This window comes from Streptomyces sp. NPDC051172, from assembly GCF_040682555.1.
Taxonomy (GTDB): Bacteria; Actinomycetota; Actinomycetes; order Streptomycetales; family Streptomycetaceae; genus Streptomyces.
Map to the genome: position 1 here is coordinate 44,103 of NZ_JBFBBE010000065.1, position 10,442 is coordinate 54,544.

The following is a 10,442-nucleotide window of genomic DNA, read 5'->3' on the forward strand; positions in this document are numbered from 1 at the left end:
TAAGAGATCAAGCAGTTACGTTACGTCAGGCCGCGGCCAGTTCCCGCCGGACAGCCCTGCGTCGGGCCGCGACCTGGGGGTCGAGTGCCGGTACGGCGGCGAGCAGCTGTTTGGTGTACGGCTCCTGGGGGTTGTCGTACACCTCGTCGGCGGGTCCGGACTCGACGATCCGGCCGCGGCGCATCACCGCGACCCGGTCGCTGACCTGTCGTACGACGGCGAGGTCATGGGCGACGAAGACCAGCGCGAGCCCGAGCTCGCGCTGCAGCTCGCCGAGCAGGGCCACCACCTGGGCCTGCGTGGTCACGTCCAGCGCGGAGACGGGCTCGTCGCAGACGATGACGCGCGGGTCGGCCGCGAGTGCCCGGGCGATGCCCACGCGCTGGCGCTGACCGCCGCTGAACTCGTGCGGGTAGCGGTCGTAGTGGGCCCCTTCGAGCCCCACGCGCTCCAGCAGTTCCGTCACGCGCTGCCTGATGCCCTTCTCGTCCCGCTCTCCACGCGCGCGTAGCGGATCGGCGATCGACTCGCCCACGCTGCGACGGAGATTGAGGGAGGAGACGGGGTCCTGGAACACCATCTGGACGGCCGGATTCACGCCCACGCGCGCGTGCCCTTCGTAACGGACTTCTCCGGCCGTCGGTTCCAGCAGCCCGACCAGCATCCGCCCGAGCGTCGTCTTTCCGCTGCCGCTCTCGCCGACGACTCCGAGGGTCTCGCCACGGCGGAGGGTGAGCGACACGTCGTCCACGGCGGTGAACGCCCGCTTGCCGCGCCCGAATTCACGCCGTAGCCCGGCCGCCTCCAGGACGACGTCCCCGGAAGCACCTGAAGAGACACCCCGGGCGTTCTCCGCCGAAGCCTCCGGCAGGACGATCCCGCCGCTCCCCGCCGCGGATTGCGGGGCGGCCCCGGGTACCGTCCGCCGCGCGTCCACGCGCGGGACCGCTGCCAGGAGGTCCCGTGTGTAGGGCTCCGTCGGCGCGTCCAGTACGTCCGTGACCGGCCCGTGCTCGACCACGCGCCCGTGTCGCATGACGAGGACCTCGTCGACGCTCTCGGCGGCGACGCCCACGTCGTGCGTGACGAGCAGCAGCCCCATGCCCGTCTCCTCACGCAGGGTGTGCAGCAGGTCGAGGATCTGGGCCTGGACGGTGACGTCGAGCGCGGTGGTCGGCTCGTCGGCGATCAGCAGCTCGGGCTCGCAGGCGAGCGCCATGGCGATGAGCGCGCGCTGGCGCATGCCGCCGCTGAACTCGTGCGGACGGGAACGGGACCGGCGTTGTGCGTCCACGATTCCCACCCGGTCGAGCACCTCCACCGCACGCGCGCGTGCCGCCCGTCGTGACACACGCGTGTGCACGCGGTACACCTCGGCGATCTGGTCGCCGATCGCGTAGTACGGGTCGAGGGACGACAGGGGGTCCTGGAAGACCATCGCAGCCTGTGCGCCGCGCAGCCGCCGCAGTTCGTCCTCCGACGCCTGCTGTACGTCGGTGCCGGCGACCTCGATCGAGCCGCCGACCCGCGTGCCGGTGCCGCGGTGCAGCCCCAGCAGCGCCGAGGCGACGGTGGACTTCCCGGAACCGGACTCGCCGACCAGGGCGAGGGCGGCGCCCTGGTCCAGGCGGAAGGAGAGGCCGTCGACGGCCCGCAGGTCGCCGAACTCGACGGAGAGATCCGTGACTTGGACGAGACTCACGTCAGTACCACCCGTCGGTCGGCCACCGCGTACAGCACGTCCGCGACGGCGTTGGCGAGGACCACGAAGAAGCCGATCACCAGGACCATGCCGACGACGACCGGCAGGTCGACCACATTGACGGCGTGGACGAGTTCCTGGCCGATGCCGGGAAGGCCGAAGAGGGTCTCGGTGAGCACGGCTCCGCCGATCGCTGAGCCGACGTTGTTGGCGTTCAGCGCGATGACGGGCGCCAGCGCTCCGCGCAGCGCATGCCGTCCCACGATCGTCGGCTCGGCGACGCCGTAGGCCCGGAACGTGCGGATGTGGTCCTCGGCCAGGGTCTCCAGCATCGACGACCTGGTCAGCCGGGCGAACGCGGCGGCCTCGATGAGGGCGAGCGAGAGCCAGGGCAGGAGCAGGTTCCACGCCCACTGCTCGGGGTCGTCGGTGAAGTTCACGTACTGCGGGAAGGGCAGCAGCTGCAGTTCGCCGCAGACGACGATCATCAGGGCCAGCCCGATGACGAAGACCGGCGTGGCCCAGCCCGCCAGGGTGAGGGCGGTCAGCACACGCTCGGTGAACCGGCCGCGTCGCCAGGCGGAGAGCACACCGGTTCCGACGCCGAGCACCAACCACAGCACCATCGCGCCGAGCACGAGCGAGAGGCTCACCGGGAGCTTCGTGAGGATGATGGCCATGACCTGCTGGTCACTCTGGTAGGAGAGCCCGAGGCAGGGGGCCGAGCAGTGCTCCACCGAGGTGCCCGTGGAGTAGTCCTGGCCGACGACCAGGCCCTCCAGGAAGTGCCAGTAGCGCAGGTACAGCGGATCGCCGAGCTTCAGTTGCTGCGCCACCTGGTGCACCTGCTCCGGGGAGCAGCGCGGGCCGCAGGTGATCTGGGCGACGTTGCCGGGGGTGGCGTAGAAGACGACGTAGACGATCACCGAGATGGCCAGCAGGGTCACCACGGCGCCGATGGTGCGACGCAGGAGGAAGCCTCCGAAGCCGCTCATGCGGTTTCCTCCTTGTCGGCCTTGGCCTCACGCCTGCTGCCCGTTCCGACGCTCAGACGCGAGGCCGCGCGTGGGTCCAGGGCGACGCGGACGCCGTCGCCGAGGACGGTCAGCGCGAGGACGGTGACGAACAGCGAGCCCGCCGGGAGCAGCAGGTACTGCGGGGCCGCCTGGTACCAGACGTCCGCGGCGGTGAGCATCTGTCCCCAGGACGGCGTCGGCGGCTTCACGCCGACGCCGAGGAAGGACAGAGCGGCCTCGATGCTGATGTTGACCGGCATGAGGATCGCGGCGTACGTGATGACCGGCGCGGCGAGACCTGGCAGCAACTCCCTGCGAGCGATGCGCCAGGTGCCCCAGCCGCTGAGCCGCGCGGCGGAGACGTAGTCGAGCCCCTTCAGGGTGAGCGTCTGGGCGCGCACGATCTTGGCGATGTTGCCCCAGGCGAGGAACCCGATGACCAGGGTGACCAGTACAGGTCGCGGGAAGCTCGCCGGGACGATCGCGAGCAGGGCCAACGACATGATCATCAATGGCATGGCGACGAAGATGTCGGTGATCCGGCTCAACAGTTGATCAACCCATCCACGGCCGAGTGCGGAGGCGATGCCCATCACCACACCCACGACGACCTGGATGACCGTCGCGGCGAGTGCGACCCCCAGCGAGACCCGCGCCCCGTACACCAGCCGGGCGAACAGATCCCGACCGGTCTGCGGCTCGACACCCAGCCAGTGGTCCCCGCTGATGCCCCCCAAGGAGCCGGTCGGCACGCCTCCGCGCGCGGAGTCGACGAGCGAGGGGTGGTACGTGGTGGGGTCCTGGCCCTCGATGGCGGTGAGGAGGGGCGCGGCGAGCGCGACCAGGACCAGCAGCGCGACGACGGCCGCGGCGACGAGGGCGGCGCGCTGCGTGCGCAGCCGCCGCCAGAACTGACGGGCCCCCGAGGCCCCCGAGGAGGAGACCTCGGGGACCTGGGTGACGACAAGTGCCTCGCTCACGGCGCTACTTCACCGCGACCTGCGAGATGTCCAGCACACCGGTCCAGTCGCTGATCACGACGTTCCTGATGTCCTTGCCGACCAGGCGCTTGTAGACCGGGTGGAACAGCGGCACGGTCAGCGCCTGCTCGCCGATCTTCTTGTCCAGGGCACCCCACCTCTTGGCGGCAGCGTCAAGATCGGTCAACTTGTTGATCGCGTCAATCTCGGCATTGACCGACTTGTCATTGAGCAGGCCCGAGTTGAAGTTGGCGCCGTCCTTCACGATCTGCCGGCCGTCGAAGATCGGAGCCAGGAAGGGACCGCCGGAGGGCCAGTCGGCACCCCAGTGGGCGAGGAAGAACCCGGGCTCGGTCTTCACGTTGTGGATCTTGTCCCGGTAGTCGTTGTCCTCCAGCCCCTGCAGCTTGACCGTGATGCCGGCCTGCTTGAGCGCGTCCTGGACGGCGGTCGCGATCTCCGGGCTGGTCTCGAAGTTCTTGGCGTTGGAGTGCGTCAGCGTGACGGTGAGCCCGTTCTTGTAACCGGCCTGCGCCAGCAGCTCCTTGGCCTTCGCCGGGTTCCCCGTCTTCCCCGCCGGGAAGAGGTCGTACGGCGTGTAGCCGAAGGACTTCTGGTTCGGCAGGTAGGTGGTGGCGGGCTCGGCGAGCGCGGATCCACCCGCAGCATTGATCACGGACGAGCGGTCAATGGCATACGAGATCGCCTGCCGCACCTTGACGTTGTCGAACGGCTTGACGGTCGGGTTGAACGCTATGTAGTTCGTGTAGCCGAAGTGGCCGGTGCCGACACGCGAGGCGAGCTCCTTGTCGCCCGTCACCTTGGCGAGTTCGGCCGGGCCGAGGTTGGTGTCCACCGTGACAGAGGTCGCGTCCGTACCCTGGGACGCCGACAGCCGCTGGTTGATCACGGAGGAGTCCAGACCCGACTTCACGTCGACCTTGTCCGGGTAGGCCTTGCGCTCGGCGTCCGTCGCCGTCGACCAGTACGGGTTGCGCTCGAGGAGGATGTGCTCGCCGTTGTTCTCGTTCTTCACGACCTTGTACGGGCCGGACGAGACCGGGTGCTCCGCGTACTTCGTACCCGTGTCCTTGCTCTTCGGGACGGGCGTGAACTGCGTCTGCGTGGCCAGGTACGGGAACTCGCCCTCGGGCTTGTTCAGATGGAAGACGATGGTTTGGGCATCCGGCGTCTCGATCGCCGACAGGCCCTTCTTGTCCTTGTACGGCCCCTGGTAGTCCGCCGCACCGACCAGCCAGTCCCTCAAGTAGGGGGCGCCGCCGGACAGTTCGGGCGCGAAGGAGCGCTCGATGCCGTACTTGATGTCGGCGGACGTGATCGCGGTGCCGTCCTCGTACTTGAGGCCCTTCTTCAGGGTGTACGTCCACACGGTCGCGTCCTTGTTGGGACGCCCGGTGTCGGTGGCGAGGTCGGGGACGACCTTGGCACCGGCCGCGCCGTTCTCGCGGTTGCGGGTGGTGAGCGTACGGAAGACCAGGGAGGGGACGTTGCCGCCGCCGGAGGTGTACAGGCGGGCGGGGTCGAAGTTCTCCGTCGGATCCGTAGTGGCGTCCAGCACCGTCAGGGTGCCGCCCTTGTGCGGCGTGGAGTCGCCACCGGAGCTCTTGGCATCGTTGTCCTTCGGTCCGCAGGCGGCGGCGCCCGCTGCCAGAAGCAGGCCTACGGATGCGGCGGCCAGGCGGCGCGCTGCGACGGACGGTTGACGCATCGGAATGACGACCTCTCGGAGTGGTTCGGGCCGGCGAACCGGAAACAAGCCCGAATGGTGAGACGGATGGACGAGGAGTGAGACGAAAGTGAACAGACCTCTGCCCGGGCGTCAGGTCGTCGAAAACCGTGACCGGGTCACGGAGGGAGAAAAAGATCGCGACGCGAACGCCTCAGGGCGAGCGTCAGCGACAGTGGATGTCGGCCACGCAGAGCGCGGTCACGCCGATGAGCGCCAGCTCGATGGCGGCGCGGTCGAAGGCGTGGGGGGTCGACATGCCCAGAAATATGTATGAACTTTCTGCGCATGTCAACGTGACATATGAGGCGCCCGTCAACTCCCGGGGTAGGGCCAGGGGTTGGGCAGACACCGGATCCCGTCATGGTCGAGGAACTTGGTCTGCTGCTGCATGACCGGCGCGAGCTGGCCGTTCTTGCTGCAGGTGACATGGCTGTAGCCGAGCCGGTGACCCACCTCGTGATTGATCAACATCTGCCGGTAGGCGTGAATTTGATCACCGTATGTCGTCGACCCCTGGGCCCATCTGTATGCATTGATCATCACGCGCTCGGTGGCGGCGGAGTCGCACGAGACATTGTCCTCGGTCGTGTCGAGCCCGGACTTCGCGCACCATTTGGCGGTCGTCCCGGGGCTGGCGAGCGTGATCACGAAGTCGGGTTTGCCGGTGTAGATGCGCTCGAAGGTGCGGGCGCCGTTGTGGGCCCAGCTCCGGTCGTCGTTGAGTGTCTTCTGCACGGCCTGGGCGAAGAGTGCGCCGTCGAGCCCGAGCCCCTGCTCCACGTCGACGCGGTAGGTGTACTTCTGCCCCGTGCCCGGCGCCTTGTCGAACCCCGGAACCGCATCGAACTTCCCCGGCCCCTTGAGCGTGGCGCTGAGCGGGTACTTCTCTCCCATCGCCTGGGCGTACGTCAGCGTCGCCACGCTGGGCGACGAGGACGACGAAGGCCCCGAGTCCCGGGCGTCCCGCGCCTGGTCGGTGGCGGACTGCGCCCCCGCGCCGGTGTCCTCGCGTCCGTTCGTGACCTGGCCGGCGACGACGACGGCCAGCACTGTGGTGACGGCGGCGGCCGCGATACCGGTGAACGTCCGCCCCTTGCTGCCCCTGGTCTGAGCGGGCACACCGGTGGGCGGCGCGTCGTCGTCGACCTCGGAGGGCACGCCGACACCGGTGCGGAGGTCCCAGTCGGTGGCGGAGGCGTACGGGTCCGAGGCGTGCGCCGAGACACCGGTACGGGGCGCGAAGACGTCGTCGTCCTCGTCGAAGGCGTCCAGGTAGTCCTGCCGCGGCCGACGGGACGGCGCCTGCCGCTGCCGCGGTATGGCGACAGCGGGACCTGGACCGCCACTCGGCCCCCTCAACTCACCCCACCCGCCACCTGCTTCACGCTGCTCGGGGTGACCGCCGCGGACCTGTGGGGTGCCGTGCGCGGGGGTGCCGTCGGGAAACCGCGGCACCCCATGGGCAGGCGTGCCGTCGGGAAACCGCGGCACCCCGCGCGCGGGCGTATCGTCCGCCGCCCTCGGCGTCCCGTACATCGGAGCCCGTTGCTGCCCTTCCCACGGCCCGGGCACCTTGCGGCCCCCCACACCGCCCTGCTGCACCCCCGGAGCGGCCCCGGGCCCGGCGGCAGGCAGGCCGGGCTGCCCCGCACCTATGCCACCGGCGTCACCCTTCGCGGCGGCGTCCCCGCGGCGGCTGTGGCGTCCCACGTCGGCCCTCAGCTCCCCGCACTCTCGGCGGCGGCCCCGCCGCCGTCGACGACCGGACCACCTCCGTCGGGGGAAACCGCGACCGCGGGTTCGCCGGACGGGACTCCATCGGCCGACTCTCCCGTCTCGCCGAGGAGTTCGCAGAAGGCCCGCGCCACCGTGTCCGGGTACTCCATCATCGCCACATGCCCCGCGTCCGGCAGGGTGAGCAGCCGGGAGTCGCGGAAGGCGCGGGCCGCCCGCTGGGCCATGCGGAAGCCGACGAGCTGGTCCCGGCCGCCGTAGACGAGCAGGGTCGGGGCGAGGACGCGCTCGGCCTGGCGCCACAGACCGTGTTGGCCGCCCAGCGTGTAGGCGTTCACCACCCCGCGCGCGGAGCGCGTCAAAGCGTCCCAGAAGTACGGCAGTTGGAGGCGTCGCTCCATCTCCTCGACCGCACTGCGGAAACCTTCCGGCGTCACCCGCCCGGGGTCGCCGTAGCAGAGCAGTGTGACCCCGCGGACCCGCTCCTCCGCCGACCACTCCTTGGTGAACCGTGTGAAGAGTGTGGTGACACCGGGCAGCGCCAGCAGCGCCGTGGGGACCGCGGTCCGCTGGACGCGGATCTCCGGGAGTGCCGGCGACACCAGCGTGAGCGTCCGTACGAGGTCGGGCCGCAGCGCCGCGACGCGGGTGGCGACGGCACCGCCGAGCGAGTTGCCGAAGAGGTGCACGGGCCCGCGTCCGGCCGCGTCGAGAAAACGGATGACCGCGCGCGCGTGCCCGGTCACCGAGTAGTCGCCGTCGTCCGGCGGCGGGGAGTCGCCGAAGCCCGGCAGGTCGATCGCCTCGCCTTCGACGACACCCTCCAGCTGCTGCATCAGCGCCGACCAGTTCTGCGAGGAGCCGCCGAGGCCGTGGACGTACAGCGCGGGCGGCAGTCCCGCACGGGCCGGCGGCCTCGACCGCACCGACAGCGTGATCCCCGGCAGCCCGACCGACCTGAGCCGCTCACCGTCCGCGACCCTGACGGGCGCCACCTTCGGGAGCGCTGTGGTCGCCGGCACGGAGGGCAGCTCGGTCGAAGACATGCGGCAATGTTACGAGACGATCACGCAGTGACTCATGTGTTCGCTGTCACAGATCGCATGCACAGCGCATGGCGTCCGGATCGGGTGTCTCCTAGGCTCGTAAAGAGGGCACCCGCTGTGGTCCCTGCTTCTTCCAGGGACAGTCGTAGGAAGGGAGCCCAGCCATGGCCGTAGACCCCACCGATCCCGAGACGTTCGAGGACGAGGACACGCAGGAAGCCCAGGAGATCGACGTCGAGGCCCCCGAGAACGACGCCGCGGAACAGCACGCCCAGCTGGCGCCCGACCGCGACGAACCCCTCGAGGACGTGGACCCGGCCCGCGCGAACGAGGCCGACCTCGTCGAACAGCGCCGTGTCGTCTCCCTCGACGAGGACGACTACCGCTGACAAGCGCTTACCGGGCGACAGAGGGTGGCGCTGAGCTGGAACGGGGTGACCCGTTGCCCGCTTCGGACGCCTTTGAAACCCTCTGTACGGCTTTCGCCACCGTCCGGTCCGTGAAATTCTGCGCTCGCACCGCGCACGACAGGGTTACCGAAAAGTACGATGGCCGCGCGGCGCACACCGCATGTGGACGATTTTGGGAGGCGGCGTGACAGCCATCGAGCAGACAGAGGCGGCACGCCCGCGGGGCACACGCCTGCCGCGCCGTGCCCGACGGAACCAGTTGCTGGGCGCCGCACAGGAAGTCTTTGTGGCGCAGGGGTACCACGCGGCCGCGATGGACGACATCGCGGAGCGCGCCGGCGTCAGCAAGCCGGTGCTCTACCAGCACTTCCCGGGCAAGCTCGACCTCTATCTCGCACTGCTGGACCAGCACTGCGAGTCGCTGATCGGGGCGGTTCGCGGGGCACTCGCCTCGACGAGCGACAACAAGCAGCGCGTGCGGGCGACGATGGACGCCTACTTCGCGTACGTCGAGGACGACGGTGGCGCCTTCCGCCTGGTCTTCGAGTCGGACCTGACGAACGAGCCCGCGGTGCGCGAGCGCGTCGACAAGGTCACGAACGAGTGCGCGGAGGCGATCCGTGACGTGATCGCCGAGGACACCGGCCTCTCGCCCGCGGAGGCGATGCTGCTGGCCTCCGGTCTCGGCGGCCTCGCCCAGGTGGTGGCCAGGTCCTGGCTGCACAGCGACCGCAGCGTGCCGCGCGACCAGGCGGTGCAACTGCTGACCTCACTGGCCTGGCGCGGTATCGCGGGCTTCCCGCTGCACGGCACCGACCAGCACCACTGACCCGCACGCGCGCGTACAGGCCGTTTGTTCCCGTCGGCTGTTCGCTCCTGGCGTGCAGGCGCGGAGGGTGTACGTCCCCTCACCGGGCTAATGTGTGCTGGGTACGGCGCGTAAAGGTCGCGCACTTCACTGACCGTCGGAGGGACATAGCCGTGGAGGTCAAGATCGGCGTGCAGCACGCGCCCCGCGAGATCGTTCTGGAGAGCGGTCAGAGTGCCGAGGAGGTCGAGCGGGTCGTGGCCGAGGCACTGGCCGGGAAGTCGCAGCTGCTGACCCTCGTGGACGAGCACGGCCGCAAGGTCCTCGTCCCGGCCGAGCGCCTCGCCTACGTCGAGCTCGGCGAGCCGGCCCCCCGCAAGGTGGGTTTCGGAGCGCTGTAGGCGCACAACAGCACATCACTGGAGTGGGGCCCGGCGACCGATGGTCGCCGGGCCCCACTCGCTTCCCCCCAAGATTTTTTCTCCACATGTGGAGCACAACTCGCGCACAGGAGAGGATTGCATTCCGCAGGTCACGGGTATGACGGGCTACGACCGTGATGGGCAGTGTGGCCGTGTGGGAGGGACTCCAGGATGTTGTTCGAAGCGCTCGGCTCCGCACTTCTCGGTCTCGTGCTGGCAGGGGCGGCGATCCACCGTCTGCCCGACCGTCTGCCCACCCGTTCGCTGGTGCTCGCGACCGGTGTCGCCGGAGCCCTCTTCGGCGCCTTCGTCACCCACAGCGCGCTGGACCCCGGCAGCTTCCTGCTGATCCTGCTCGGCGCGGCGATCGTCTCCGCGGCCTCGCTCTCCCTGCTGGTGCGCCCGGCCGGGAGACTCCGCCGGCGATCAGCAACGGCGTGACCCGGGCCGGGACGACCAGGACGACCAGAGAAGCGAGAGCTAGTGAGCCGGTCTTGAGGTCTCGCTTCGCCACGTGAGCTGTGTTCTGTTTCGGATCATGGCTGTGCTGGTGACAGCGGTGCTGTTCTTCGGT

11 protein-coding genes are annotated in these 10,442 nt (G+C 69.5%); 4 read left to right on the forward strand and 7 right to left on the reverse strand.

The window, feature by feature from the left end; all coding sequences use genetic code 11:
• Positions 1 to 25 precede the first annotated feature (25 nt).
• The 7 genes from AB0N07_RS31845 to AB0N07_RS31875 all read right to left on the reverse strand — a co-directional run bounded on the left by AB0N07_RS31845 (position 26) and on the right by AB0N07_RS31875 (position 8,228).
• Positions 26 to 1,702, reverse strand: coding sequence for an ABC transporter ATP-binding protein (locus AB0N07_RS31845; protein WP_365840971.1), 1,677 nt, complete (start codon positions 1,700 to 1,702; stop codon positions 26 to 28).
• Positions 1,699 to 2,697 carry an ABC transporter permease gene (locus AB0N07_RS31850; RefSeq protein WP_365840973.1) on the reverse strand — a complete coding sequence of 333 codons (999 nt, stop codon included), beginning with the start codon at positions 2,695 to 2,697 and terminating at the stop codon, positions 1,699 to 1,701. Before AB0N07_RS31850 ends, AB0N07_RS31845 begins: the two co-directional genes overlap by 4 nt.
• Complete coding sequence (locus tag AB0N07_RS31855) at positions 2,694 to 3,698, reverse strand: ABC transporter permease (protein WP_365840975.1); 1,005 nt, start codon at positions 3,696 to 3,698, stop codon at positions 2,694 to 2,696. Before AB0N07_RS31855 ends, AB0N07_RS31850 begins: the two co-directional genes overlap by 4 nt.
• A gap of 4 nt (positions 3,699 to 3,702) precedes the next feature.
• A complete protein-coding gene (locus tag AB0N07_RS31860) occupies positions 3,703 to 5,427 on the reverse strand; it encodes an ABC transporter substrate-binding protein (RefSeq protein WP_365840977.1) in 1,725 nt (574 codons plus the stop codon).
• Between the two features lie 184 nt (positions 5,428 to 5,611).
• Positions 5,612 to 5,704 carry an Ms4533A family Cys-rich leader peptide gene (locus AB0N07_RS31865; protein ID WP_365840979.1) on the reverse strand — a complete coding sequence of 31 codons (93 nt, stop codon included), beginning with the start codon at positions 5,702 to 5,704 and terminating at the stop codon, positions 5,612 to 5,614.
• A 56-nt stretch (positions 5,705 to 5,760) separates the two neighbouring features.
• Complete coding sequence (locus AB0N07_RS31870) at positions 5,761 to 6,984, reverse strand: DUF3152 domain-containing protein (RefSeq protein ID WP_365840992.1); 1,224 nt, start codon at positions 6,982 to 6,984, stop codon at positions 5,761 to 5,763.
• 182 nt (positions 6,985 to 7,166) lie between these two features.
• Complete coding sequence (locus tag AB0N07_RS31875; RefSeq protein WP_365840981.1) at positions 7,167 to 8,228, reverse strand: alpha/beta hydrolase; 1,062 nt, start codon at positions 8,226 to 8,228, stop codon at positions 7,167 to 7,169.
• Between the two features lie 164 nt (positions 8,229 to 8,392).
• On the opposite strand from AB0N07_RS31875, the gene AB0N07_RS31880 reads away from it, so the two are divergent.
• From AB0N07_RS31880 to AB0N07_RS31895, 4 genes are all read left to right on the forward strand, one after another.
• Positions 8,393 to 8,617 (forward strand): hypothetical protein, encoded by a 225-nt coding sequence (locus AB0N07_RS31880; protein ID WP_365840983.1) that lies wholly within the window; start codon positions 8,393 to 8,395, stop codon positions 8,615 to 8,617.
• Between the two features lie 205 nt (positions 8,618 to 8,822).
• Positions 8,823 to 9,467 carry a TetR/AcrR family transcriptional regulator gene (locus AB0N07_RS31885; protein ID WP_365840985.1) on the forward strand — a complete coding sequence of 215 codons (645 nt, stop codon included), beginning with the start codon at positions 8,823 to 8,825 and terminating at the stop codon, positions 9,465 to 9,467.
• Positions 9,468 to 9,619: 152 nt separating this feature from the next.
• Entirely contained in the window at positions 9,620 to 9,847 is a 228-nt protein-coding gene (locus AB0N07_RS31890; RefSeq protein ID WP_030929216.1) for a DUF3107 domain-containing protein, read from the forward strand.
• A 192-nt stretch (positions 9,848 to 10,039) separates the two neighbouring features.
• Positions 10,040 to 10,309, forward strand: coding sequence for a hypothetical protein (locus tag AB0N07_RS31895; RefSeq protein ID WP_365840988.1), 270 nt, complete (start codon positions 10,040 to 10,042; stop codon positions 10,307 to 10,309).
• Positions 10,310 to 10,442 lie beyond the last annotated feature (133 nt).

Bases quoted from the DNA above. Each gene is read 5' to 3' on its own strand.
- AB0N07_RS31850 (WP_365840973.1), bottom strand. From the start codon at position 2,697: ATGAGCGGCTTCGGAGGCTTCCTCCTGCGTCGCACCATCGGCGCCGTG.
- AB0N07_RS31860 (WP_365840977.1), bottom strand. From the start codon at position 5,427: ATGCGTCAACCGTCCGTCGCAGCGCGCCGCCTGGCCGCCGCATCCGTA.
- AB0N07_RS31865 (WP_365840979.1), bottom strand. From the start codon at position 5,704: ATGTCGACCCCCCACGCCTTCGACCGCGCCGCCATCGAGCTGGCGCTC.
- AB0N07_RS31870 (WP_365840992.1), bottom strand. From the start codon at position 6,984: ATGTACGGGACGCCGAGGGCGGCGGACGATACGCCCGCGCGCGGGGTG.
- AB0N07_RS31875 (WP_365840981.1), bottom strand. From the start codon at position 8,228: ATGTCTTCGACCGAGCTGCCCTCCGTGCCGGCGACCACAGCGCTCCCG.
- AB0N07_RS31880 (WP_365840983.1), top strand. From the start codon at position 8,393: ATGGCCGTAGACCCCACCGATCCCGAGACGTTCGAGGACGAGGACACG.
- AB0N07_RS31895 (WP_365840988.1), top strand. From the start codon at position 10,040: ATGTTGTTCGAAGCGCTCGGCTCCGCACTTCTCGGTCTCGTGCTGGCA.